The sequence below is a fragment of the Glutamicibacter sp. NPDC087831 genome (genome assembly GCF_044742845.1).
Lineage (GTDB): Bacteria > Actinomycetota > Actinomycetes > Actinomycetales > Micrococcaceae > Glutamicibacter.
In genome coordinates this window covers 20,745-43,292 of record NZ_JBIUVH010000008.1, presented here as the reverse complement: position 1 = coordinate 43,292, position 22,548 = coordinate 20,745, and the positions used below count along the sequence as shown (strand labels likewise).

At 62.6% G+C, this 22,548-nt stretch carries 26 protein-coding genes and 1 tRNA gene; 16 read left to right on the top strand and 11 right to left on the bottom strand.

Going from position 1 to position 22,548, the window contains the following annotated elements; genetic code table 11:
- The first annotated feature begins 2 nt into the window (after positions 1 to 2).
- The 5 genes from ACIOJF_RS17570 to ACIOJF_RS17550 all read left to right on the top strand — a co-directional run bounded on the left by ACIOJF_RS17570 (position 3) and on the right by ACIOJF_RS17550 (position 2,798).
- Positions 3 to 872, top strand: coding sequence for a sulfite exporter TauE/SafE family protein (locus ACIOJF_RS17570; RefSeq protein ID WP_133835054.1), 870 nt, complete (start codon positions 3 to 5; stop codon positions 870 to 872).
- Positions 869 to 1,213, top strand: coding sequence for a thioredoxin (trxA, locus tag ACIOJF_RS17565; protein WP_105658979.1), 345 nt, complete (start codon positions 869 to 871; stop codon positions 1,211 to 1,213). Before ACIOJF_RS17570 ends, trxA begins: the two co-directional genes overlap by 4 nt.
- 27 nt (positions 1,214 to 1,240) lie before the next feature.
- Positions 1,241 to 1,519, top strand: coding sequence for a metal-sensitive transcriptional regulator (locus tag ACIOJF_RS17560; RefSeq protein WP_105658980.1), 279 nt, complete (start codon positions 1,241 to 1,243; stop codon positions 1,517 to 1,519).
- Between the two features lie 22 nt (positions 1,520 to 1,541).
- Entirely contained in the window at positions 1,542 to 1,700 is a 159-nt protein-coding gene (locus ACIOJF_RS17555) for a hypothetical protein (RefSeq protein ID WP_166650877.1), read from the top strand.
- Between the two features lie 114 nt (positions 1,701 to 1,814).
- Positions 1,815 to 2,798, top strand: coding sequence for a diaminopimelate dehydrogenase (locus tag ACIOJF_RS17550; protein WP_332595311.1), 984 nt, complete (start codon positions 1,815 to 1,817; stop codon positions 2,796 to 2,798).
- A gap of 20 nt (positions 2,799 to 2,818) precedes the next feature.
- Here the strand turns inward: ACIOJF_RS17550 and ACIOJF_RS17545 are convergent, their stop codons facing one another.
- The 7 genes from ACIOJF_RS17545 to ACIOJF_RS17515 form a co-directional block, all read right to left on the bottom strand.
- A complete protein-coding gene (locus tag ACIOJF_RS17545) occupies positions 2,819 to 3,271 on the bottom strand; it encodes a pyrimidine dimer DNA glycosylase/endonuclease V (protein ID WP_105658982.1) in 453 nt (150 codons plus the stop codon).
- A 9-nt stretch (positions 3,272 to 3,280) separates the two neighbouring features.
- Positions 3,281 to 3,706, bottom strand: coding sequence for a DUF779 domain-containing protein (locus ACIOJF_RS17540; protein ID WP_013347532.1), 426 nt, complete (start codon positions 3,704 to 3,706; stop codon positions 3,281 to 3,283).
- A 168-nt stretch (positions 3,707 to 3,874) separates the two neighbouring features.
- A complete protein-coding gene (gene adhP / locus ACIOJF_RS17535; protein WP_402741981.1) occupies positions 3,875 to 4,906 on the bottom strand; it encodes an alcohol dehydrogenase AdhP in 1,032 nt (343 codons plus the stop codon).
- A 149-nt stretch (positions 4,907 to 5,055) separates the two neighbouring features.
- Positions 5,056 to 6,579 (bottom strand): aldehyde dehydrogenase, encoded by a 1,524-nt coding sequence (gene adh, locus ACIOJF_RS17530; RefSeq protein WP_332727351.1) that lies wholly within the window; start codon positions 6,577 to 6,579, stop codon positions 5,056 to 5,058.
- Between the two features lie 164 nt (positions 6,580 to 6,743).
- Entirely contained in the window at positions 6,744 to 7,964 is a 1,221-nt protein-coding gene (locus tag ACIOJF_RS17525) for a GAF domain-containing protein (protein ID WP_402741980.1), read from the bottom strand.
- Between the two features lie 93 nt (positions 7,965 to 8,057).
- Positions 8,058 to 9,836: an alpha/beta fold hydrolase gene (locus ACIOJF_RS17520; RefSeq protein WP_402741979.1), complete on the bottom strand. Its 1,779-nt coding sequence runs from the start codon at positions 9,834 to 9,836 to the stop codon at positions 8,058 to 8,060.
- Positions 9,836 to 10,435 carry a TetR/AcrR family transcriptional regulator gene (locus tag ACIOJF_RS17515; RefSeq protein ID WP_402735839.1) on the bottom strand — a complete coding sequence of 200 codons (600 nt, stop codon included), beginning with the start codon at positions 10,433 to 10,435 and terminating at the stop codon, positions 9,836 to 9,838. Before ACIOJF_RS17515 ends, ACIOJF_RS17520 begins: the two co-directional genes overlap by 1 nt.
- Positions 10,436 to 10,938: 503 nt before the next feature.
- On the opposite strand from ACIOJF_RS17515, the gene ACIOJF_RS17510 reads away from it, so the two are divergent.
- The 7 genes from ACIOJF_RS17510 to ACIOJF_RS17480 all read left to right on the top strand — a co-directional run bounded on the left by ACIOJF_RS17510 (position 10,939) and on the right by ACIOJF_RS17480 (position 16,718).
- Positions 10,939 to 11,277 carry a helix-turn-helix transcriptional regulator gene (locus tag ACIOJF_RS17510; protein WP_105658988.1) on the top strand — a complete coding sequence of 113 codons (339 nt, stop codon included), beginning with the start codon at positions 10,939 to 10,941 and terminating at the stop codon, positions 11,275 to 11,277.
- Positions 11,278 to 11,288: 11 nt separating this feature from the next.
- On the top strand, positions 11,289 to 12,260 hold the full coding sequence (locus ACIOJF_RS17505; RefSeq protein ID WP_105662710.1) for an SRPBCC family protein: 972 nt from the start codon (positions 11,289 to 11,291) through the stop codon (positions 12,258 to 12,260).
- 59 nt (positions 12,261 to 12,319) lie between these two features.
- A complete protein-coding gene (locus tag ACIOJF_RS17500; protein ID WP_105658990.1) occupies positions 12,320 to 13,021 on the top strand; it encodes a demethylmenaquinone methyltransferase in 702 nt (233 codons plus the stop codon).
- 162 nt (positions 13,022 to 13,183) lie between these two features.
- Positions 13,184 to 13,966 (top strand): CPBP family intramembrane glutamic endopeptidase, encoded by a 783-nt coding sequence (locus ACIOJF_RS17495; protein WP_402741984.1) that lies wholly within the window; start codon positions 13,184 to 13,186, stop codon positions 13,964 to 13,966.
- A gap of 211 nt (positions 13,967 to 14,177) precedes the next feature.
- Entirely contained in the window at positions 14,178 to 15,785 is a 1,608-nt protein-coding gene (locus tag ACIOJF_RS17490) for an ABC-F family ATP-binding cassette domain-containing protein (protein WP_402741978.1), read from the top strand.
- A 72-nt stretch (positions 15,786 to 15,857) separates the two neighbouring features.
- Positions 15,858 to 16,109: a hypothetical protein gene (locus tag ACIOJF_RS17485; protein ID WP_105658992.1), complete on the top strand. Its 252-nt coding sequence runs from the start codon at positions 15,858 to 15,860 to the stop codon at positions 16,107 to 16,109.
- Between the two features lie 18 nt (positions 16,110 to 16,127).
- Positions 16,128 to 16,718: a dienelactone hydrolase family protein gene (locus ACIOJF_RS17480; protein WP_402741977.1), complete on the top strand. Its 591-nt coding sequence runs from the start codon at positions 16,128 to 16,130 to the stop codon at positions 16,716 to 16,718.
- A gap of 90 nt (positions 16,719 to 16,808) precedes the next feature.
- Here the strand turns inward: ACIOJF_RS17480 and ACIOJF_RS17475 are convergent.
- Positions 16,809 to 16,881, bottom strand: a tRNA-Lys gene (locus ACIOJF_RS17475).
- Positions 16,882 to 17,041: 160 nt separating this feature from the next.
- Between ACIOJF_RS17475 and ACIOJF_RS17470 the strand changes: the two genes are divergently transcribed.
- The 4 genes from ACIOJF_RS17470 to ACIOJF_RS17455 all read left to right on the top strand — a co-directional run bounded on the left by ACIOJF_RS17470 (position 17,042) and on the right by ACIOJF_RS17455 (position 20,868).
- Positions 17,042 to 17,707 carry a hypothetical protein gene (locus ACIOJF_RS17470; protein ID WP_105658994.1) on the top strand — a complete coding sequence of 222 codons (666 nt, stop codon included), beginning with the start codon at positions 17,042 to 17,044 and terminating at the stop codon, positions 17,705 to 17,707.
- A 63-nt stretch (positions 17,708 to 17,770) separates the two neighbouring features.
- Positions 17,771 to 18,982, top strand: a complete 1,212-nt coding sequence (locus ACIOJF_RS17465; RefSeq protein ID WP_105662707.1) for an MFS transporter — start codon at positions 17,771 to 17,773, stop codon at positions 18,980 to 18,982.
- Positions 18,983 to 19,219: 237 nt separating this feature from the next.
- Positions 19,220 to 19,834: a hypothetical protein gene (locus ACIOJF_RS17460; protein ID WP_286134404.1), complete on the top strand. Its 615-nt coding sequence runs from the start codon at positions 19,220 to 19,222 to the stop codon at positions 19,832 to 19,834.
- 5 nt (positions 19,835 to 19,839) lie between these two features.
- On the top strand, positions 19,840 to 20,868 hold the full coding sequence (locus ACIOJF_RS17455; protein WP_105658997.1) for an inorganic phosphate transporter: 1,029 nt from the start codon (positions 19,840 to 19,842) through the stop codon (positions 20,866 to 20,868).
- Here the strand turns inward: ACIOJF_RS17455 and ACIOJF_RS17450 are convergent.
- The 3 genes from ACIOJF_RS17450 to pstB form a co-directional block, all read right to left on the bottom strand.
- On the bottom strand, positions 20,865 to 21,062 hold the full coding sequence (locus tag ACIOJF_RS17450; RefSeq protein WP_105658998.1) for a helix-turn-helix transcriptional regulator: 198 nt from the start codon (positions 21,060 to 21,062) through the stop codon (positions 20,865 to 20,867). The genes ACIOJF_RS17455 and ACIOJF_RS17450 overlap by 4 nt on opposite strands.
- Positions 21,062 to 21,526, bottom strand: coding sequence for a hypothetical protein (locus ACIOJF_RS17445; protein ID WP_105658999.1), 465 nt, complete (start codon positions 21,524 to 21,526; stop codon positions 21,062 to 21,064). Before ACIOJF_RS17445 ends, ACIOJF_RS17450 begins: the two co-directional genes overlap by 1 nt.
- Before the next feature lie 203 nt (positions 21,527 to 21,729).
- Positions 21,730 to 22,509 (bottom strand): phosphate ABC transporter ATP-binding protein PstB, encoded by a 780-nt coding sequence (pstB, locus tag ACIOJF_RS17440; RefSeq protein WP_105659000.1) that lies wholly within the window; start codon positions 22,507 to 22,509, stop codon positions 21,730 to 21,732.
- Positions 22,510 to 22,548 lie beyond the last annotated feature (39 nt).

The following is a 22,548-nucleotide window of genomic DNA, read 5'->3' as shown; positions in this document are numbered from 1 at the left end:
CCATGGAGTTCGGACCGCTGCTGGTTCTGGCCCTTGCACTAGCGAGCATCGTCGGGCTGTCCCTGGGACTGTTCGGCGGCGGCGGTTCAATCCTGATGGTTCCCCTGCTCAGCTATGTAGCCGGGTTGCCCGCCAAGGAAGCGATCGCCACCTCCCTGCTGGTGGTCGGTGCGACCTCGGCAACGAGCCTGATCCCGCATGCCCGCAAGGCCAATGTGCGTTGGAAACAGGGGATGGTCTTCGCGGCCACCAGCATGCTTGGCGCCTTTGGCGGCGGGCTGCTGGCCAGCGGGATCCCTGCCCAGCTGCTGATGCTCGGTTTCGCGATCATCATGCTGGCCGGTGCCCGCGGGATGATCCGCGGACGGAAAAACACTGGCAGCGCAACACAGTCGTTGTGGCTGTCCGCCCCGGTCGGCTTGGGCATTGGCATGGTCACCGGCCTGGTCGGTGCCGGAGGCGGTTTCCTGCTCGTCCCTGCACTGGCTTTGCTGGCCGGGCTGTCCATGCAACAGGCGGTGGGCACCTCCCTGCTGGTGATCACCCTGAATTCGATCACTGGCCTGGCCGGGCAGTTGAATTCAGTTGCACTGGATTGGCCGCTGGCCGCAGGGCTGGCGACCACCGCGATCCTCGGTTCGTTGATCGGCGCACGGCTTTCGCGCAGGATCGACGAACGCGCTTTGCGCAAGGGTTTTGGCTACTTCGTCTTGGCCATGGGCGTGTTCGTGCTCAGCCAGGAACTGCCGGCTCCCGGCGGGCTGGTCGTAGTTGCGGTTGCAGCCCTCGCGGGCGCATTGGTGCTGCTGTGCAACAAAATTCCGGCGATGGGGGCGCGCTGCCCGCTCGTTCTGAAAGGAGAAACCCGATGAAGCCGCTTGAATTGTCAGCTTCGAACTTCGCTGGGTTCATCGCAAGGAACCGGCTGGTGCTCGTGGATTTCTGGGCGCCTTGGTGCGGTCCTTGCCGCGGCTTTGCCCCGATTTTCGACGAAGCATCCGCGGCGCATCCTGAAATCGCCTTCGCCAAGGTGAATACCGAAACCCAGCCGGATTTGGCGCAGGCAGCCCGGATTGCATCCATACCGACGCTCATGGCGTTCAAGGATGGGATACTTGTACATTCAAAACCCGGAGCGTTGAGCTCTGGCGCTATGGAGCAGTTGCTCGTCCAACTCAAACACCTGGATGCCGAAATTGCAGAAGACGACTAACCCGCTACCCGTACCAAGGAGAAATTGATGCGTACTGCTGACGAAGCGACCCGCAAGCGGATCCTCAACCGCCTTAAGCGTGCCCGAGGCCAGCTTGATGCGGTGATCAACGCCGTGGAAACCGATGGTTCGTGCAAAGAGGTAGTCACTCAGCTGGCCGCCGTCTCCACCGCGTTGGACCGCGCCGGATTCGCCATTGTCTCCACCGCGATGCAGTACTGCATCGCCGATCCCGAGAAGGCTTCCGAGGAAGAAGACGGCCTGAGCGTCGAAGAACTCGAAAAGCTCTTCCTCTCCCTGTCCTAACCACTACCCCAAGGAAAAAATTATGTGCCGCCAGGTTCAATGCAAGATCTGCCAGAAGACCACGTGGGCTGGCTGCGGCCAGCACGTTGAAGCAACTATGCGCAATGTCCCCAATAAGGACCGCTGCCAGGGCCACGAAGCCGAACCGAAGAAGGGCTTCTTCAAGCGCCTGTTCGGCTAGACCGGGGTCATAGAGGGTCAAGGGTTTCACTGCCCCGGGATTCGTTGGCATAATCCGAAGTATTTAGCCCATCCGCGGCTGAGCAAACTTCACTCCCCCAAGGAAACGGCAGGCATGACTTCAAAGATCCGCATCGGTATTGCTGGCTATGGGAATCTGGGACGCGGCGTCCAAGCCGCGATCGCCAAGAATCCGGATATGGAGCTGGTGGGCGTCTACACCCGCCGTGACCCGCAGGCCCTCCAACTGGCTCAGCCAGCACGGCGGTTCGGCATCGATGAGCTGGAAAAGCACGCCGCACAGATCGACGTATTGATCCTTTGCGGCGGCTCGAAATCGGACTTGCCGCAGCAGGGCCCGAAGTTCGCGGCGCTGTTCAACACCGTGGACAGCTTCGATACCCACGCCCGCATCCCCGAGTACTACGCGTCCATCGACGGCCCAGCGAAGGCAGCTGGCAAGACCGCGTTGCTCTCCGTGGGCTGGGATCCGGGCATGTTCTCGATCAACCGGGTCTTCGGGGAGGCCTTGCTGCCCGACGGCGAAACCTACACCTTCTGGGGCCGCGGGCTGAGCCAGGGGCATTCGGATGCGATCCGCCGCGTCCCGGGCGTCGCCGCCGGCGTGCAGTACACCATCCCGAGCCAGGAGGCTATCGACCGGGTCCGGGCCGGCGAGCGCCCTTCCTTGAGCACCCGCGAGAAGCACCAGCGCGAATGCTTTGTCGTGCTCCAAGACGGTGCCGATCCGGAGTCGGTGCGCGAAGCCATCGTGACCATGGAGCACTACTTCGACCAGTACGACACCACGGTGCAGTTCATCGACGAGCAGACCCTGGCCGCCGAGCATTCGAATATGCCGCATGGCGGGTTCGTGATCCGTTCGGGCAATACCAGCGACGAGCAGAAGCAGGTCATCGAGTATTCGCTGGCACTTGGCTCCAACCCGGAATTCACTTCCAGCGTGCTGGTGGCTTACGCCCGGGCCGCCTTCCGGATGAACCAGCGCGGCATCACCGGTGCGCAGACCGTTTACGATGTGGCCCCGGGGCTGCTCTCGCCCAAGTCCCCCGCACAGTTGCGCGCAGAGCTGCTCTAGGATTTTGCCGGGCCAGCAGCTCATCCGCTGGCGAGCGCATCCTTCTCCCAGGCCTCCACTGGCCCCGGGACCTGCACGAACAGCGGATGCAGGGCCACCTGCCCTGCCGGTTCCAAGCGGGCGATGCGCGCGGGATCCCGGACGGAGAGCTTGCGCAGCAGGTGCTCGCGCTCGAAGTGCACCTGCCCCTGGGTGACCGGGATCTTTTCCAGCTGCGCGGCGGCTGCCGGATGCAGGATCTTCGCGGCGTCGAAGCGATAGCCCCGGACAGCCGCTTCGTCCCACAAGCCCTGCAGGTAGCCGCCCATATGCACCAGCGGGGCGGGCTGCGCCTTGAACCGGAGAAGCTGCGGGTGCCCGGTATAGCCCTTGGTCTGGCCTGCGAGCACCTTCTGGGCCAGCAGTGTTTCACGCCAACAGGCAACGAGCCCTTTGGCGTCGAGCAATGAGGGGTGCAGGGACCACAGTCGCATGGGCCAAGCCTAGTCGGGGTTCGGGCCAGCCGGGAACTCGATGATCTCGCTGCGGATCAAGAAGCGCTTGCCCTCCGGGGCTTCGACGGAGAAACCGGATCCCCGCCCGTTGACCACGTCCACGGTGAGCTTGGTGTGCTTCCAGTATTCGAATTGCTCCTTGGACATCCAGAAATCGATGTCGCCCAGGGCGGTGCCATCAGCGCCGTCCAGGGAAAGCACGCCGAGCCGGATGTCCGATCCCCCGGTGCGGAACTCGCCGGCCGGATAGCACATCGGCGAGGACCCGTCGCAGCATCCTCCGGACTGGTGGAACATCAGCGGGCCGTGGATCCCCCACAGCTTGCGCAGCAGATCCAGGGCTTCGGAGGTGAAGGCCACCCGCGAGAACTCTTCGCCCTCGATTGCGGCGCGCGTTTCGGTTACGGTGCTCATGTCCTGCTCCTGCCTCGTTGTCCACGTCCGGATTTATCTCGTTGTGGCCAGTGTCCTCTTTTTGGGCCGCACCGTCCATCGCTCGGCCAGGGCGGCCAGGACACCGGTACCGGATGCCGCTTCGAAAAGCCGCATCCGGTACCGTGCCATCAACCATTGCGGATCCGGCTACGCCTTGCCGGCGTAGTCGATGACAACGCGCCCATCGATCTTGCCATGGCGCATTTCGTCGAATACGGCGTTGATATCTTCCAGCGGGCGGGTATGGAAGGTCGGCTTGATCTTCCCTGCCGCATAGAATTCCAGCGCCTCGATCATGTCCTGCCGTGTTCCCACGATCGATCCGCGGATGGTCAGGCCCTTGAGCACGATGTCGAAAATGGGTGCGGGGAAATCACCGGCGGGCAGCCCGTTGAACACGATCGTTCCGCCGCGCCGGGTCATGCCGATCGCTTGCCCGAACGCCTTTGGATGCACCGCCGTAACCAGCACGCCGTGCGTTCCGCCAACCTTCTGCTGGATGATCTCGGCCGGGTCCTGGGCGAAGGCATTGACGGTGATTTCCGCTCCATGCTTCGAGGCCAGCGCCAGCTTGTCATCGGCCACGTCAATGGCGATCACCCGCATGCCCATGGCCACCGCGTACTGCACCGCGATATGGCCCAGTCCGCCGATACCCGAAATAGCCACCCACTGGCCGGGCTTGACCTCAGTCATCTTCAGGCCCTTGTAGACAGTCACTCCCGCGCACAGCACCGGCGCGATTTCATGGGGATCCGAGCCCTCCGGGATGTGCGCGGCATAGCGGGAATCCACCAGCATGTACTGGCCGAAGGAACCGTCCACGGAGTACCCGCCATTGGACTGGGCTTCGCACAGCGTCTCCCAGCCGGTGCGGCAGTACTGGCAGTGCCCGCAGGCGCTAGCCAGCCACGCGTTGCCGATCATGTCCCCGAGCGCGACCTCGGTGACTCCTTCGCCGAGCTTTTCCACGATGCCCACGCCTTCATGCCCGGGAATCAGCGGAAGCTTCGGCTTGACCGGCCAATCGCCTTCGGCGGCGTGCAGGTCGGTGTGGCAGACGCCCGAGGCGATCAGCTTCACCAGCACCTGGCCGGGGCCGGGCTCGGGGATCGCGGCTTCCTTCACCTGGAACTCTTCGCCGAAGCCCTCGACTATTGCAGCTTTCATCTTGCTCATGTACTTTGTCCTTTGCATGGCATTCGAAGGTGCGGGGTGCCGGCTGGCGTGCGGGGGATGAGGCCAATCGATCCCCGGACGCCGTCCCGGCTGGCCCCGTACCTTCGAGGTCTGTTGTCATCTCATGCTGCTCGTGGCAGCTACTGCTCCTAGAAGAAGCCCAGCTTGTCTTCCGAGTAGGAAACCAGCAGGTTCTTGGTCTGCTGGTAGTGGTCCAGCATCATCAGGTGGTTCTCGCGGCCGATGCCCGAGGACTTGTAGCCGCCGAAGGCCGAGTGCGCCGGGTAGGCGTGGTACTGGTTGACCCACACGCGTCCGGCCTGGATGGCGCGGCCGGCACGGTAGGCCACGTTGCCATTGCGGCTCCACACCCCCGAACCCAATCCGTACAGGGTGTCGTTGGCGATGGAGATCGCGTCGTCGTAGTCCTTGAACTTGGTCACCGCGACCACCGGCCCGAAGATCTCCTCCTGGAAGATGCGCATGTCATTGGTGCCCTCGAAGATGGTCGGCTGCACGTAGTAGCCGCCGGAGAGCTCTCCGCCCAGATCCGCCCGTCCCCCGCCGAGCAGCACCTTGGCGCCCTCGGACTTGCCGATGTCCATGTAGGAGAGGATCTTCTCGAGCTGGTCGTTGGATGCCTGGGCACCCATCATGGTGTCGGTATCCAGCGGGTGGCCCTGCTTGATGGCCTTGGTGCGGGCCACCACATCACCCATGAAGCGGTCGTAGATGCTTTCCTGGATCAGCGCACGCGATGGGCAGGTGCAGACTTCGCCCTGGTTCAGCGCGAACAGCGTGAATCCTTCCTGCGCCTTGTCGTAGAAGGCGTCGTCCTTGGCCGCGATGTCCTCGAAGAAGATGTTCGGGGACTTGCCGCCCAGCTCCAGGGTGACCGGGATCAGATTTTCCGACGCGTACTGCATGATCAGCCGGCCGGTAGTGGTTTCGCCGGTGAAGGCGATCTTGCGGATGCGCTTGTTGGAGGCCAGCGGCTTGCCGCATTCCACGCCGAAGCCGTTGACCACGTTCAGCACGCCGGCTGGAAGCAGATCGCCGATCAGCTCCATGAGCACCAGGATGCTGGCCGGGGTCTGCTCGGCCGGCTTCAGGACGATCGCGTTGCCGGCCGCCAGGGCCGGGGCGAGCTTCCAAACGGCCATGAGCAGCGGGAAGTTCCACGGGATGATCTGCCCGACCACGCCCAGCGGCTCGTGGTAGTGGTACGCGGTGGTGTCCTCGTCGAGCTGGGAGAGGCTGCCTTCCTGGGCGCGGATTGCTCCGGCGAAGTAGCGGAAGTGGTCCACTGCCAGCGGGAGGTCGGCATTCAGGCACTCGCGGATCGCCTTGCCGTTATCCCAGGTCTCGGCCACGGAGAGCATTTCAAGGTTTTCCTCGATGCGGTCCGCGATCTTGTTCAGGATGACGGCGCGTTCGGCCGGGCTGGTCTTGCCCCAGGCGCCAGCCGCCGCATGCGCCGCGTCGAGCGCCACTTCGACGTCTTCTGCGGTGGAACGGGCCACCTCGCAGAAGACCTTGCCGGTGACGGGGGTGATGTTCTCGAAGTACATGCCCTTGACCGGGGCTACCCATTCACCGCCGATGTAGTTCTCGTAGCGCGGCTTGAAATTGACCAGTGCTCCATCGGTATTCGGGTTTGCGTAAACCGCCATTGCTCCACGTCTCCTTAGTCGGATGTCCTGGCCGCGATGGCATCATCGCGGAACCTTGCTTGTGACTCTAGTCACACGAAGGTTGCAGTCAGGTTGCAACGGGATCCCAGATGACCGCAATGGCATGTTCGAGCCTGGCGGGAGGAACGGCAATGGCAAGGAACCTAGTTCTCGAGGGCCTGGACCTCGGCGACGACAAGTGAGCGCGCTGGCGATTGCGCAGGCAATTCGCGCAAGGCAGCTCGCAAGAGGCCAGGGTCAGCCAGCTGGCGGCCCAGGTTCAGCAGCTGATGCGCAGTTCCTCGATCCAGCACCATTTCACGCAGCGCGGCCTCGGTCCGGTACAGCAGCGAGACGATGCCTGGCGCCTGGGAGCGGGCCAGCAGGCCCGGGGAGTACAGCGGCAGGGCGGAATCGAGATCGCCCTGCTCCAGTGCACGCCATAGGCGGCCAAGGGTCGTATGCAGGTCCCACTGAAGGCGGTACGGGCGTGAAGTCAAGGCACGCCCGCCTGGGCCCGCGAGTACCTTGCGCAGCCTGACGATTTCGGCGCGGACCGTGCCCTCGGCCGCGGAATCGGGACGCTCGAACAGCTCTTCCACCAGCTGGGCAGTGCTCAGGCCTTCCCGGTAGTGCGCCAGAAGGGCCAATATTTCTGCATGGCGAAGGGAAATCGGCACTGATCCCAGATGGGCCCCATCAGAGCGCCCCAAGTCCAGGTAGTCGGGATCGGCCACGACTCCGGCACCCGGCAAGAGCAGCTGCGTTTCCGCAGCCATGACCGCCGCTTGCAGCAGCGGCAAGGAGTGCGTGGCAACGGCTTCCGGGCCACCGGTCAGGTCGATTGCGCCAATTACCTGACCAGTGCGCGGATCGCGGATCGGTACCGCCGAGCAGCTGTACTGCTGGGCTTGCTCATAGAGATGCTCAGCCCCCGAGACCTGCGAACCGGCCCCGGTTGCCAGCGCCATTCCCGGCGCGGATGTGCCAACACTCTTTTCTGCCCAGTCGGCACCTGCCATGAAGCCCACGTGCTCGGCTTGGCTCATCGAACTGGTGCTTCCCGCAACCCACAACAAGGTTCCGCCGGCATCCGCAAGGGCGACCAAGAGATTGGCGTCGGTTGCGGCGGGAACAAGGAGCTTTTCGAAAACAGGCCAAATCCGCTGGAGCTCGCTGCGCTCGCGGGCAAGGCGCAACCGGTCGTTGCTCAGAACCGGCGGTTCTTGAACCGAGCCTGTTTGGGCCAGCGACCGTTTCCAGGATTCGCGCACGTCATTGCGCAATGGGAGGTCGCCCAGTCCGGTTTCCTGCGAGGAGAGCAGCTCGCGGGCTTTTTGTGCGCGGCGAGTTGCGTTGGACCAGTCGATGGCAGATGTGCTCACGCTCCCCCTTCACCCCGTCGGAAAGATGGTTCTGTGCAGTTCCAACCAGACTAGGCGAAGAGGGGATGCTTGAGAAGAGGCGTGCTCCAACCCCTACTTCAACAGTTCAATCAGGGCATCCTCGTGGGTCAGCTGCGGGTGGTGCCCCGCGGAGGGAATGGAGTGCAGTCCAGCCTCGGGCCGGGACTCCAGCTGCCGGATTGCGGCGGGGTCCAATGGGTCTTCGGCTCCCCAGATAATTCGGAGCGGACCGTCATAGCGATCGAGCATCTCCCGCAACTGCCGGCGCCACTGCTTGGAACTCGCCAGGGCGAGATGGCCAGCTACCGCGGCGGCGGTACTTCGCTTCAGATCGCTGACGCTGGAGACCAAGGCAGTTGAGCTCGCCTCGTTGCCGGTCAATTGACGTGAGAGTTGCTCCGCGGTCGCATGGCGCAAATAGCCGCGGACCAGCGGCTGGAACCTTGGCGCCTTCCCTGCGGGCCCTTGCAAGAAAAACGGCGCAACCAAGGTCAGCGAGCGGACCTTGCCCGGCAGTCGACCCGCGGCGAGCGTGGCGGCGGCTGCCCCGATGGAGTGCCCGATCAGATCCACCGGGCCGCCTGCCAGGAGAGCGGGAAGCCACCGGTCCCAATCCGGGACGCCCCGTCCGCCGCTGAGCCCAAGCCCTGGCAGGTCAACGGCCCGTCCGCCAATGCCCTGAGCTACTGCGGCCCAGGTATCGGCATTTACCGGAAGGCCAGGGAAGATCAACCGGCGTTCCTCGCGGTCGCCCAGCTCAAAAGTTCTCACTCCCCCGACATCTACATAGCGGCGTGCCCCAGATGCCGCGGCCCCGAATCGGTGGGCGGCCAGATAGTCTGCCCAGCGCTCCAGAGAGGAACCAACGTCAGGCATCTGGATTCCGTGCCGGTTGGCGAATTCGATCGCGGGCCCGGTCGGATAGCGGTCCGCGGACATGAAGTGGAGCGTTTCCGGATCGGCTTTGGTGATCCACGAAGGAAGAGCCTTGATTAGTCCCACGGGCAAGCGCAGCTTGGGGACTTTCGCGCCAAGATGCCGGCCAGTTTCGGCCAGCAAGCGCCCCAGTGGCGCAGTGGCGTCATCCAGCAGCCAGTAGGATTTGCCTATCGCCTCCGGCGCAATGGCCACGGCCGCCATGAACGCAGCCATATAGTCGACCGTGAGCACCGGTAAGAAAGTCGAGTCACCTGCGGGAAGAGCTGCGGTTTTCCCTTCCCAGAGCTGCTCAATGGTGCCGGCCAGCCCGATGTGCTGGTCGGATTCCCCGGTAATGCTGTGGCCGATGACGCTGGCCGGATTGACGATGGTCCAAGGGATTCCGTGTTCTTTGCCGAGGGCTTGGAAGACCGCGTCGGACTCCACTTTCGAGGCTTCGTAAGCGCCTAGTTTCCGGTAGAGATGATCGCGGTAGTCCTGCGGCCACGGAACCTTCGAGGGATCCTGCCCGCCGACTCGGTAGCCGGAAATATGCACAATGCGCTGCAGCTCTGGCAGCGCTGCAGCAAAATCCACCAGCTTCTCGACGATGCCAACATTAGCGCTGCGGGCTTCCTGCGCGCTCATGCCGAATCGGTAGGTGCCGGCGCAATTGTGAATTTCGGTGACGCTGGTGAAGGCCGCAGGTCCGCCAGCCAGGATTTCGGGGGCGTCGAAGTCGACGATCGCGGTATTGATCACTTGTTCCAGTCCGTGCTGGCTCAGCCAATTCTTGACCTTCGCTGCGGATTCAGCATTCCGGACAGCTGCTGTTACCTGCGTTCGGGCGTCGAGGAGAGCAAGGATCAGATGCCTGCCGATTAGTCCCGATGCCCCGAAAACCAGCGCATGGCGAAGGTTGGCTCCGTGCATCAATTCTGGTCCCCTTCGCCCTGTTGGCGCAGGCCAATGAGGTCGGCTACCGCGTCGGCGGCGGCGAGAAGCGGCCGGGTGCTTTTCATCGCCCGGGAAACGATGGCGGCCCCTTCGATGGTCGAGACGATAACAGTTGCCAGGGACTTCGCTTGGGCATTGCCCACGCCATCGGCTTCGAGCAGGGCAGTGGTCGGAGTGATCCATGACTCGAATGCGGTGGCGCAGGCTTGCCGCAGGCGTTCACTTGAGTCTCCCATTTCCAAGGTCACCACTGACACGGGGCAGCCTAAGCGGAAGCCGCTATCGCTGATGATGGCGGCCAACGCTTGGATAGCAAGCTTGGCGGCTTCGGCAGCACCTCCTGCGCTCTGGGCGACCTGGATAATCATGGTCTCGAATTGCTTGGCGGCCAGTTCTACTGCGGCCACGCCCAGCCCCTCTTTCCCATCGGGGAAGTGGAAATAGACCGACCCCTTTGGTGCTGCAGCGTGCTCGATCACTGCATTGAGGCCGGTGCCGCTGTATCCGCTGGTCTGGATGAGTTCAAGCATGGACTCTGCGAGCCGTGCCTTGGTGAGGTCTCCTTTGGGAGTCATACAATTAAAAATAGACCAGTCTATATATTTTTACAATCCGGCCTCTCGAACGCCCCGGGCAGCGCATCCACTTGCCACGCGCGCCCAAGCAATCCTGGGCGCGACGCTGCAGAAGCGCTGAATCATGATCACCGGAGCCATGGATGATGCTTGCCCCGTCCAGGCTTTGCGCAAGCAGTCGCCTCAGGGCGCACTGGGGAATTCGCTCCGCTCATGCCCGACGCCTCGCCGAGGCAAGGGATGCGATCGCATCGGCCACCGCCTCGGGTTCGGCAAATCGGAAATCCGCGCACGATGCGCATCAGCACCCTGTTCCCGACATGGGAACGGCTGCTCGCGAGTGGCATGGGGGCGGCCCCGCGGCGCGCAATCCCAAGGCTGAAATTCGCAGGTGACATATCACCTATACAATGTCGATTATATAGGGGATAAGTACACTACTCTCCAAAAGTTTTGATCCACCTCTTTACTTCCAGCCCATTCCGGGCGTAATATACAACCAAATGGTTGTATATGAGTTGAGCGAAGAACAGGCAAACAAGGTCTTCCGCGCCTTGGCAGATGCCACACGACGAGACATCGTGCGGCGGACGCTAAACGCCGAGGTGAGCGTTTCGGAAATTGCTGCAAGCTATGACATGTCTTTTGCGGCAGTTCAGAAGCACGTCGCGGCATTGGAATCCGCTGGTCTGGTCACAAAAATCGCACGTGGTCGCGAACGCATAGTTCGCGGACAGCCGGATACCATCCGGCACGCGCAAGAGCTACTCTCTTCCCTCGAAGACATCTGGCGCCAACGCATCAGCCGGCTCGATGATTTCCTCGCCGATGGGGACAAATAAGGAGCATTCCCATGCCTGTCACATCCGTTGTCAAAGATTCCGAAGCACTCTCACTGACTGTCCACGCAGAATTTCCGGTCAAGGTTTCCCGCCTGTGGGATGCTTACCTGGACGCCCGGCAACTTGAAAAATTCTGGGGGCCGGTGGAATACCCGGCAACTTTCACCCGGCACGATGCCACCCCTGGTGGCCGCTCGAACTACCACATGACTTCTCCCGAAGGCGAAGAATTCCACGGTTACTGGATCTGGAATGAAGTCGTCGAGCACAAATTCTTTGAGGTCAGCGACGGCTTTGCGCACGCCGACGGCACTCCGAACCCCGACCTGCCCCTCAACCGCATGGTTTTCTCCTTCGACCCGACGCCTGAAGGATCAAAACTGACGATTACAGCAGTTTTCGATTCCGTTGAGGAGCTGGAACAAGTCGTCTCCATGGGCATGATCGATGGCACCCGTTCGGCCATGAGCCAGATCGAGCAAGTCCTCATCGACCTGCGCAATTATGCCGAAAATTTCATCACCGATGCACAGATCCTGTCGGACACCCAGGTGCGCATTACCCGCTTGGTGCGCGGGTCAGTGGAGCAAGTCTGGCAGGCCCACCATGACCAGCGGCTCATGAAACGTTGGATGCTCGGCCCCGACGGATGGCAGTTGGCTGAATGCGTGACGGCGCAAGAGGCCGGCGAGACCTACCGGTACTGGTGGGAACCGCTATCTGCCGATGACGGCTCCGGTTTCGGTTTCACTGGAACCGTACTTGAAACGCTGCCCCAGTCCTACGAGCGGACCACGGAGCAAATGATCGGCACCGATTACCCGGCCACGGTGAATGAATTAACGCTGACATCCAACCAGGGCGGCACCCTGCTGACGATCCTGATCACCTACCCAGATGCGCAAACCCGCGACATGGTGCTCGCCACCGGAATGACCGACGGGATGGAGGCCAGCTACGCCCGGCTCGAATCGATTCTCTAAAGGGCGATTCGCCCCACATCCGGCGCCTTGGCGCGCGCAAATATGGAAGACTTAGACCCATGAGTTCTCAGAATGCGCGCGCAGGCCTGGACAAGAAGGCCGAACAGGTTCAGGAAATGTTTGACAAGCTGGCTCCTCGCTACGACTTGCTCAATACCTTGATGACCGGCGGCATCGTGAACTACTGGCGCAAGATCACCACCGAAGCGATCGCGCCAAAGCCCGGCGAGCGCATTCTCGACCTCGCCGCAGGCACCGGCACCTCCTCGGTCCCGCTCGCGGAAGCCGGCGCTGACGTCACCGCTTGCGACATGTCCCACGGCATGCTCGATGAGGGCCGCAAGCGCTACCCGCAGCTGAACTTCGTCTACGGAGACGGAACCGACCTGCCGTTCGAAGACAACACCTTCGATGCAGTGACCATCTCCTACGGTCTGCGCAATATCGCGGATACCGAGAAGGCCCTGTCCGAAATGCGCCGCGTGGCCAAGCCCGGCGGACGGATCGTCGTCGCCGAGTTCTCCACTCCGACCGTCGCCCCGATCAAGACGGCCTACAAGCAGTTCCTGCCGCGCGCCATTCCTGCGCTGGGCTATCTGGTTTCCCCTAACCCGACCGCTTACGCCTACTTGGCTGAATCCATTGCAGCTTGGCCAGACCAGGACGAACTGGGTGCCAAGTTCGTCAACGTTGGCTGGAAGAACGTGGAATACCGCAACCTGACCGGTGGCATCGTCGCCGTGCACCGCGCCTGGAAGTAGCACTTCTCCAGAATTTTCCTTCTGGCCCGCAGCCGAAATGACGGATGCGGGCCAGAAGCTTTAAAGCACTGGTTCCGCGGCGGCGGGCTGTGTCTTTCTGCCGGCCCAGCTGGCATGCTTGTGTCCGTGAGCCAGATACCAACCGAATCGCACCGCCCCGCGATGAGCTGGAAGCTGCTGCCAGCCTCCCTGCTCTCGGGTTCCGCAGTGTTCCTCTTCGGCGCCGAAAACGACCTGTTGGGCTACGGCCTGCTGGCGCTGAGCCTGCTGTGCGCAGCGGTCATCCAGCGCAGGCTCGCTCGGCATCTGGCATTGATCGCTGCAGGGCTGGTGATCATCAGCCTGGTTCCGCTCAACGCCGATCTGGACCTGGGCCACATGGCGCTGATGGGCGCAGCGCTGGCCGCGGCAGTCCTGCTGCCCTGGCTGATCTCGCGCTTCGCCTTGCGCGAGCAGATCATCAAGTTCCCGGTGAACACCGGCCTCAAGTGGCCGCTGGCAGCGAAGCTGTACTTGCTGGGGGTGGTGGCGCTGGGCTTCTTCATCCTCCCGGTGTACCTGATCAGCACCGGCGCCTACCAGAACTGGCCGGATGCCTCGGACCCAGTCATCTTCTGGCGGCTCTTCCTCGGAGTTAATTCGGTGGGCATCTGGGACGAGCTGTTCTTCATCTGCACGGCATTCGCATTGCTGCGCCAGCATTTCCCGGACTGGCAGGCCAACCTCCTGCAAGCGGTGATCTTCTCCTCCTTCCTGTGGGAGATCGGCTACCAATCCTGGGGGCCGTTGCTGACCTTTCCCTTCGCCCTGCTGCAGGGGTATACCTTCAAGCTGACCAAGTCCTTGTCCTATGTAGTTAGCGTGCATCTGATCTTCGACTTCGTCCTGTTCCTCGCGCTGGTCCACGCGCACAACCGGGAATGGCTCCCGATCTTCTTGTACTGAGGGGGTTAACACCCCAATTCCCCCTGCTACACTCGTTGGCATGGATACCTACTGAGCCAGCCGATGACCCCGCATCGATTCCCAACGGTGCATCTTGTTCATTTCGGCTACCGGCTTCGGTATCCTTTTCCTTTCCGGCTCCCCTGCGGGGTTGAGCCAATTCTGCGATCCCCCAAGCCGGCAGCCCCTTCGCATTCGCGGGAGGACCTGCATGTCTTTGACACCACCAATTACCCTGAACAACCTCAGCTTTTCCTGGCCCACGGGAGAAAGCGCCCTGGCCAATCTGGACGGCACGTTTCCATCCGGGCGGACCGGGTTGATCGGCGCCAACGGCAGCGGCAAATCGACGTTGCTGAAGCTGATCGCCGGGCAGCTGCGCCCAACGAGCGGAACGGCAGAAACGAACGCACCGCTGAGCTACCTGCCGCAAACGCTGGCTCTGGAACAGGACACGACCGTCGCCCAGCTGCTGGGGGTGCATCAGGTCCTGGCGGCTTTGGAAGCTATCGAGTCCGGCAGTGTCGACCCAGCGGATTTCGATGCGGTGGGCGCGAACTGGGATGCCGAAGCCCGGGTTCGAGCTGAACTGGCGCCGCTGGGCTTCGACGGGCTGGATCTGGGCCGCCAAATCACCACCTTTTCGGGTGGGGAGGTCATGCTGCTGGCGGTACTGGGCCTGCGACTGGCCGATTCGCCGATCACGCTGCTCGACGAGCCGACGAATAACCTCGATCGCCCTGCCCGTGAATTGCTCTACGACCTTGTACGTGCCTGGAAGGGCACGCTGGTTGTGGTGAGCCACGATATCGAGCTGCTCGAGCTCATGGAGCATACGGTGGAGCTCTACGACGGGAAGCTCAGCGTTTTCGGAGGGCCCTACAGCTCATACCGCGAGCAGCTTGAAACCGAGCAGCAGGCGGCCGAGCAGGCAGCCAGAACTGCCCAGGCCTCCCTGAAAGTGGAAAAGCGCCAACGGACAGAGGCCGAAACGAAGTTGGCGCGGGCCAAGCGCAAGGGTCGGGCCACCCAGCTTTCCGGAGGCATGCCGAAGATCCTGGCCAACCACCTTCGCCAGAAATCCGAGGCGAACGCCGGGAAGATGCGTTCAAACCTGGATGGCAAGGTCGATTCGGCACAGGCCAGGCTCGACGATGCCGATCGGCGGGTTCGGCAGGCCGAGCACATCAGCATCGAGCTGCCCGATCCCCGGTTGCCCTCGGGCAAGCAGGTCGCGGCGCTAGGTGCAGAAGATCACCAGTTCATCATCCAGGGAGCCGAACGCGTGGGCCTTGTCGGCCCCAATGGTTCCGGGAAGACCCGGCTGCTCCAGCAGATGCTCGCCGGCGAAGATCCCGGCCCCGGACCGGGCGGAACGCTCTTCGTGGACCGGGTCGGGTACCTGCCCCAGCGCCTGGACGGCCTGGATGGCCAACTAAGCGCGATCCAGAACGTGGCGCTGGTGGCGCCAGCAGCAACCGCGAACGACGTGCGCAATATGCTTGCCCGGTTGCTGCTGCGCGGGGCCAGCGCCGACCGGCCAGTGGCGGCGCTGTCCGGCGGCGAGCGTTTCCGGGTCCATCTGGCGACGTTGCTGCTGGCAGAACCAGCCGCGCAGCTGCTCATCCTCGATGAGCCCACCAATAATCTGGATATGGACAGCGTGCGCCAGCTCAGCGAAGCACTGGGCGCCTATAAGGGCGCGTTGCTGGTAGTCAGCCACGATCAGCATTTCCTGTCGCAGCTGGATCTGGACTATTTGCTGGAGCTGGATGCGCAGGGAACCTTGGCGAAGTCCTACCCGAATCCAGTTTGCTAACCCCCTGGCGGTGCGCTGCCGGTTTAGACTTGTTCAAAGCACACCGCCAAGGACCCCGAAAGCAAGTTGAGTATGTCCTACCCCCAGCGCACCGTCGAAGTCGTCAAAAGCGGCCTCGTGATCGACCAGTCCGCAACCCTGCTCTGGCAGGACATCAAACGTGCCTTCATCTATGAAACGGGTTCCGGCCAGGAAATCCTTACCTGCGCAGAATTCATGCTGGTCGAAGGGTACAGCGTGGAGATCAATAGCCAGATGCCCGGCTGGGACATGGCCATTGAGCACTTGCCGCAGCGCATCGAGAACCTGGTCGACGAACGCTAGAAACCGCTAGGAGCACCCATGGCTACGATTGTTCTTTTCCATCACGTCCAGGGCCTGACCCCCGGGGTGCAGGAGATGGCCGCAGAATTGCGCGCCGCTGGCCACACCGTGCACGCACTGGATCTGTACGCCGGCAAGCTGCCCAAGGATTTCGATGCCGGGATGCGCATGGCAGGCAAGCTGACCGCGGACAAGATCCAGGAACGCGTCGACAAGCTATTTGGCAAACTGCCCGAAGAGCTGGTCTACATCGGCACTTCCTGGGGCGCGGCCCTGGCCCAGCAGTGCGCGCAGCAACGTCCCGGCGCCATCGCCGCGATCCTGCTCGAATCCTTCGTGGACCTGGACGCCGACTGGAGCTTCGGGCCGTGGCCGGAAAATGTCCCGGTGCAGATCCATGGCATGGACCAGGACCCGTTCTTCGCGAAGGAAGGCGACCTGGAGGCAGCTCAGCGCTTCGTTGAAGCAGAGGGCGGCGATATCGCCCAGCTCTTCACCTACCCTGGCACGCAGCACCTGTTCACCGACAGCTCGCTTCGCTCGCATGATCCAGAAGCTCGCGCGTTGGTGATGGAACGCATGGTCAAGTTCCTTCAGCCCTACGTCTAGCACGAGGGCAGTCCGCTGGTTCCATGCCGGACAATAAATCGAAAAACCGGACCCGGCTTGCGTCAGCAAGCCGGGTCCGGTTTCATTTTGTGCGCCCTGCGGGGATCGAACCCGCGACCAATGGATTAAAAGTCCAGTGCTCTACCAGCTGAGCTAAAGGCGCACGGCACAAGGCCAAAATCCATACTACCTGATGGACCGGCATGAGTATTAATCGGCGTATTCCGCAATTCGGCAGCCCGTAATTTCCGCTGGATCTTGGGGTTTGCAAGCTAAATCACTTGTTGGCGCAGAACTCAGGATCAGCGAGTATTCTGGAGCGCATGAGAGGTGCACGTGCAGGATCAAAAGTTGCCCAGGATGCGGGATTCCGCCATCACAAACCACGCCCCTTCGCCCCGGCAGATTTCGAGCCCTACGAGGGAGGCGCTGATCCGGCGCGCGTATCCGAGGCAGCCCATCTGTCCGCCCAGGCTTTCGTGCAGCGCGGCATTGCCAACAACGACCCCGAAGTTTCACGCCGGCTGATTGCGGTGGCCGAAGAAGAAGGGCTGGAGGTGCTCGCGCAGCTGTGGAGCGAGGCTCCGGCCCGCTCCCTGCCAGGTGCCCTGTGGCGCTTGTATGCGGTTCGCGCGGCAACAATGAGCAAGCCCGAGGTGCATTCTGCACGCTTCCAGGCTGGAGCCCATCGTGCCCAGGTCGAACGCATCGTCGCCGGAGTGGCCGAGCCGCCGACCGCCGAGGAGATGAAGAAGATGACCGGGTCGATTCTCTCCGGCGCCTTCGACGGCGACTTCGCCCACGCCTTGGAACGCACCGCCGCCTATTGCCGGGTACTGGCGCTGGGCATGACCGAGCATGCCGATGCCGCGGATTTTTCCAGCAGCGATCGGGGAACCAAGCTGACCCAGCAGGCCAAGGCCCTGATGGGCACCGCCGTGGATCTGGAAGCCTGCGCCCGGCTTTGGCGCCAGGACGCATTGGACTGAAACATGATCCCGCGCCCTTAGGATGGGTTGAGGAAGTTGCCCCTCAATTTTAGGCAGGTGGGTGTGGGCGCCGCATCGAGGACCAACTCTTCAGGGCTCGTACGCTGGTTGCTGATCCTGATCGCAACGGCGTTGCTTTCCCAAACGGCGCTGAACCTCATTCGTCCGGTGACCACCTATAAGCTCATCTCTTTTGGCTCCGGCGAGTTCACCGTCGGCGTGGTGACCGCCGCCTATGCCATCCTCCCGCTGTTCACCGCAATGATGCTGGGCCGGGCCAGTTCGCGGATCCGCAGGATCCGGTTCCTGATGGTTGCCGGCGTGGCCTTGCTGGCCGCGGGCGGCATCGGCATCAATTTCTCCCCGAATGCCTTGACCGTGGCGCTGGCCAGTGCCGTGCTCGGGCTCGGGCATCTGATGTTTACCATTGGCGGGCAATCTTCCATCGCCCGGTTCTTCCCCGACAGCGATCTGGACAAGGGCTTTGGCTGGTTCACGGCCGCCTACGCGGCTGGGCAATTCATCGGGCCGCTGATTGGCGGATTGGTGCTCGGCTCCGGTACCGATGCCGCCTCCCCTGAGCGCATCGCCGGCATCAGCCTGTCGCTGTGGATTGCGGCCGGGTGCTCACTGCTAGCTGTCCCCTTCTTGCTTCCGAGCTGGCAGCCGAGGATTTCCAAGACGGCGCCGCAAACCCGCCCGGCGAAGTCCGAAGCCTCCATTCCCTCGGTCTTGCGCATCAAGGGCATGGCTTCGCACATGTTCGCCTCGATGACCTTGCTGGCCATGCTGGACATCCTCACGGCCTTCTTGCCGCTGGTGGCGGAGAAACATGGCGTCACACCCGAAGATGTTGGTGTGCTTTTGGCCATTCGAGGTTTCGCTTCGGTAGTTTCCCGGCTGTTCATCCCCAAGCTCTCGGCCCACTTCGAACGCAACCACCTGCTAGTCACCAGTTTGTACATTTCGGGCATAGCCATCGCGCTGGCCCCGATCTTCATCGATTCGCTGTGGGCCTCCGGGGCCGCGTTGCTGGTCGGCGGCTTCTTCCTGGGCCTGGGCCAGCCGATGACCATGACCATGATTTCCACCTCGGTACCGGCGGTGGACCGCGGTGCCGCATTGGCCGTGCGGCTCATGGGAAACCGGGTCGGACAAGTAGCTTTGCCGATCATCTCGAGTACGGTCGCCGCGGGTTTGGGGCCGGCGGGAGCGATCTGGTTCTGTTGCGCGCTGCTCTGCCTGAGCGGAGCGGAGAAGAGCGTGCGCCGCTAGCGTGAGAAAACGCACGAGCGCCGCCCTGCGGTTGACAGCACACCGGTAGGGCGAGAACACTAGGTAACGGTGCCGGGCCGCTGGTAACCCCGGGCTCCAAAATTCTGCCGCTTCGAGCGGCCTTCCGCCGAGAGGCGTTCCCGGTCCGGCACCTTCAAATACCCGGTGTTAACTTCCACGTCGTAAACTGTTCTGCGTTGGTACCAATAGCCGTCGAATCGAATGGTGCGCCGTAAAGTGAAGTTCCAGATCTTTCCCTCCGCCTCGCGCGGCATCGAGTTGCTGTGCGGGTTGACGACGACCATTCGCACCTCCGTTGCCAATGTCGCCGAGATGATCGGCTCACCCGATACCCGTGCGGACCAGCTGCGGGATCTGGCCTCCGCGGAAGCCGAGGCCTCCGATCTGGTGCACGCGGTGCTCACCCACCTGCGAACCAGCTATATCAGCCCGCTTCCCCGCGAAGACATGTACACGCTTTCGCGCTTGCTGCACGAAACCATGGAACAGCTGCGCGGCACCGGCGAACTGATCATGACCGTTGGCTCCACCCCGCTTTCCGAGCGTTCCTCGGAGCAGCTTGAACTCATTTCGCAGCTGGCCGAGCTGGCCTCCGATTCGGTCCAGCGCCTGCATAACCTCGATGACCTGGAAGACAACTGGCTGCAGATGCTGCAGTTCTCCAAGCGCGCGGCCCGAACCCACCTGGTGTGGGTCAATGAGATCGCGAAGTTCGCCAAGCCAGGGACCATCCACCGCCACCAGCGCGTGGCCGACCACCTGATGCTTACCGCCAACACCCTGCGCCAGTTCGCCGACCACCTGGGTCGCGTGCTGGTGAAGGAGTCCTAGGGGAAATGACCATCCTTTCGGTCCTCACCGGATTCGCGATCGTCCTGACCCTGGGCTATGGCGTGCTCAACGGCTTCAGGGATTCCTCTACGGCCGTTGCGGCCTCCGTCCGCACCAGGGCGCTGCGCCCGGCCATTGCGGTCTCTGTGGCGGCGGTATTCGCCTTCCTCGGCACCTTGGCGACCTCGGGGCTGAGCGTGGCGCTGGTGGACAAGCTGAACTTCAATCTCCCCGATGGCGTCGTCGGATTGAAGCTGCTGATCTGCGGCCTGCTGACCGCCGGCGCGTGGGGCCTGTATTGCTGGTGGCGCGGCCTGCCGGTCAGTTCCACCCATGCGCTGTTCTCCGGCTTGGTGGGCGCCAGCGGCGCCTCGGCTTTCATGGGCGACCTGTCGATGTCCGGGGCCTGGGGTCTGCTGCTCGGCTCGGTGCTGCTGCCCATGCTGATCACCCCGGTCATCGCCTACCTGTTGTCCTATGCGCTGGTGATTCCGGCGACCTGGCTGATGCGCCACAACTCCTCGCGTTCGGTCAACAACGGCTCGCGCGCAGGCCAGGCCATCACCGCCTGCGCCGTGGCTCTGGGACTGGGGCTGCAAGATGGCCAGCGCACCGGCGCGATGATCGCACTGGTGCTGATCACCGGTCATGCAATGGACCCGGGGCCCGTGACATGGGCTATCCAGCTGGCCGCGGCCTCGGCACTGGGGCTTGGCGTGCTCCTGGGCGGATGGCGCATCACCTATACGCTCGGCCGCCGGCTGGTGAACTTCGATCCGCTGCGCGGCATGATCGCCCAGGGCGTAGCCGCGGCAATGCTGTTCCTCGGCTCGCTCGTCTTGCACCTGCCGCTGTCCACCACGCAGGCGGTAACCAGCGGCATCGTCGGTGCCGGCAATAACCAGTCTTTCGAATCGGTGGTGTGGCGCAATGTCACCAAGGTGCTGCTGCACTGGGTGCTGACCCCGATTGCCTGCGTTGCCTGCGGCGCGATTCTCACCCTGGCGGTGCACCCGCTGCTGGGCAACGCCTAGTCTTCGCCCGGAATGAAGAGGTCTTCGATCTTGCAGCCGAAGACCGCCGAGAGCTTGAATGCCAGCGGCAGGGACGGGTCGTAGCGGCCTTTTTCAAGCGAGATGACGGTCTGCCGGGAGACGCCCAGCAGGTCGGCCAATGCTTGCTGGGAGAACCCGCGTTCCCTGCGGTATGCACTGAGATTGTTCTCCACTAGCTTTCTGCCCGCTTAATGATGAAATAGCGGATTCCGAAGTCAAGCAACGCCAGCAGCACGACACCAGCCAGAACGAGGCCAAGTGATGCTTGGATCTGAATGAACGAAAACACTGCACCACCGAGGCCGCAAACTAACAGCAAATCCTGGAACACTCCGATGGCAGCTCGGTCATACCACTGGCTCTCCACCGATATCTCGGGGTTCCTTGTGGCACCGCGCAGGGTGTCGCGATCCAGCAGCAACGCCCAGCAAGCTGTAGAAAGCACCGGCAGCAAGCCAGCGGCCATGAGCAACGCTGCCAAGACGAAATGCTCCGGGGCGTTCAGCCGGGCGAAGAGCACACCTGCACCGGCTGAAAGCACTGCCCCTGCGCTGAGGCTGACGGCAATCAGGGCGCCCGACCCGCCACCGAAGCGCGAACGGCCCCATTTGCTCTGGCCAACTGCTTTTGAATCCATCGTTGTCCCCTATCCCTATTGATGTAAACCACACTTTACTGACAAGCGTGCTTTACAGTCAAGGGTGCTTTACATGAATAGTTAAAGTGCAGCGGCGCACCGTAATCGGTGCGCCGCTGGCGGTGATCCCCTCCAGGATCCCCGGAAGACCCCCCTTCCGGTCCGTCTACCGCCGGCTCAAGGAGCGGCGGTATCCGAAATCTTTATCCGAAGCGTCCGGAGACGTAATCCTCGGTGGCCTTCTGCTCCGGGTTGGAGAAGATGGCTGCAGTGTCGTTGTACTCGATGAGCTTGCCCGGCTTGCCGGTGCCCGCAATGTTGAAGAACGCGGTCTTGTCGCTCACGCGTGCAGCCTGCTGCATATTGTGGGTCACGATCACTACGGTGTAGTCGTTCTTCAGCTCGTTGATCAGGTCCTCGATAGCCAGGGTGGAGATCGGGTCCAATGCCGAGCAAGGCTCATCCATCAGGATCACGTCCGGCTTGACCGCAATGGTGCGGGCGATGCACAGGCGCTGCTGCTGGCCGCCGGAGAGTCCCGAGCCCGGCTTGTCCAGGCGATCCTTGACTTCGTTCCACAAGTTGGCGCCGCGTAGCGACTTCTCGACCAGGGCATCGGCATCGGACTTGGAAATCCGCTGGCCGTTCAGCTTCACTCCGGCGAGCACGTTGTCCTTGATGGACATGGTCGGGAACGGATTCGGACGCTGGAAGACCATGCCGATCTGGCTGCGCACGGTGACCGGGTCGACGCCGGCGCCGTACAGGTCATCGCCGTCCAGCAGGACCTGGCCCTCGACGCGGCCGCCCGGGATGACCTCGTGCATGCGGTTCAGGGTGCGCAGGAAGGTGGACTTGCCGCAGCCCGAGGGGCCGATGAAAGCGGTGACGGACTTCGGCTCGATGTTGATCGAGACGCCTTCAACGGCGAGGAACTTGGAGTAGTAGACGTTCAGGTCGTTGACGTCAATGCGTTTTGCCATGATGTAATCCTTGAAAAGTTCGGGTTTGTCCGGACCGGA

Coding starts and splice junctions, on each gene's coding strand:
- ACIOJF_RS17570 (WP_133835054.1), top strand. CDS start 3: ATGGAGTTCGGACCGCTGCTGGTTCTGGCCCTTGCACTAGCGAGCATC.
- trxA (WP_105658979.1), top strand. CDS start 869: ATGAAGCCGCTTGAATTGTCAGCTTCGAACTTCGCTGGGTTCATCGCA.
- ACIOJF_RS17560 (WP_105658980.1), top strand. CDS start 1,241: ATGCGTACTGCTGACGAAGCGACCCGCAAGCGGATCCTCAACCGCCTT.
- ACIOJF_RS17555 (WP_166650877.1), top strand. CDS start 1,542: ATGTGCCGCCAGGTTCAATGCAAGATCTGCCAGAAGACCACGTGGGCT.
- ACIOJF_RS17550 (WP_332595311.1), top strand. CDS start 1,815: ATGACTTCAAAGATCCGCATCGGTATTGCTGGCTATGGGAATCTGGGA.
- ACIOJF_RS17545 (WP_105658982.1), bottom strand. CDS start 3,271: ATGCGACTGTGGTCCCTGCACCCCTCATTGCTCGACGCCAAAGGGCTC.
- ACIOJF_RS17540 (WP_013347532.1), bottom strand. CDS start 3,706: ATGAGCACCGTAACCGAAACGCGCGCCGCAATCGAGGGCGAAGAGTTC.
- adhP (WP_402741981.1), bottom strand. CDS start 4,906: ATGAGCAAGATGAAAGCTGCAATAGTCGAGGGCTTCGGCGAAGAGTTC.
- adh (WP_332727351.1), bottom strand. CDS start 6,579: ATGGCGGTTTACGCAAACCCGAATACCGATGGAGCACTGGTCAATTTC.
- ACIOJF_RS17520 (WP_402741979.1), bottom strand. CDS start 9,836: ATGCACGGAGCCAACCTTCGCCATGCGCTGGTTTTCGGGGCATCGGGA.
- ACIOJF_RS17515 (WP_402735839.1), bottom strand. CDS start 10,435: ATGACTCCCAAAGGAGACCTCACCAAGGCACGGCTCGCAGAGTCCATG.
- ACIOJF_RS17510 (WP_105658988.1), top strand. CDS start 10,939: ATGGTTGTATATGAGTTGAGCGAAGAACAGGCAAACAAGGTCTTCCGC.
- ACIOJF_RS17505 (WP_105662710.1), top strand. CDS start 11,289: ATGCCTGTCACATCCGTTGTCAAAGATTCCGAAGCACTCTCACTGACT.
- ACIOJF_RS17500 (WP_105658990.1), top strand. CDS start 12,320: ATGAGTTCTCAGAATGCGCGCGCAGGCCTGGACAAGAAGGCCGAACAG.
- ACIOJF_RS17495 (WP_402741984.1), top strand. CDS start 13,184: ATGAGCTGGAAGCTGCTGCCAGCCTCCCTGCTCTCGGGTTCCGCAGTG.
- ACIOJF_RS17490 (WP_402741978.1), top strand. CDS start 14,178: ATGTCTTTGACACCACCAATTACCCTGAACAACCTCAGCTTTTCCTGG.
- ACIOJF_RS17485 (WP_105658992.1), top strand. CDS start 15,858: ATGTCCTACCCCCAGCGCACCGTCGAAGTCGTCAAAAGCGGCCTCGTG.
- ACIOJF_RS17480 (WP_402741977.1), top strand. CDS start 16,128: ATGGCTACGATTGTTCTTTTCCATCACGTCCAGGGCCTGACCCCCGGG.
- ACIOJF_RS17470 (WP_105658994.1), top strand. CDS start 17,042: ATGAGAGGTGCACGTGCAGGATCAAAAGTTGCCCAGGATGCGGGATTC.
- ACIOJF_RS17455 (WP_105658997.1), top strand. CDS start 19,840: ATGACCATCCTTTCGGTCCTCACCGGATTCGCGATCGTCCTGACCCTG.
- ACIOJF_RS17445 (WP_105658999.1), bottom strand. CDS start 21,526: ATGGATTCAAAAGCAGTTGGCCAGAGCAAATGGGGCCGTTCGCGCTTC.
- pstB (WP_105659000.1), bottom strand. CDS start 22,509: ATGGCAAAACGCATTGACGTCAACGACCTGAACGTCTACTACTCCAAG.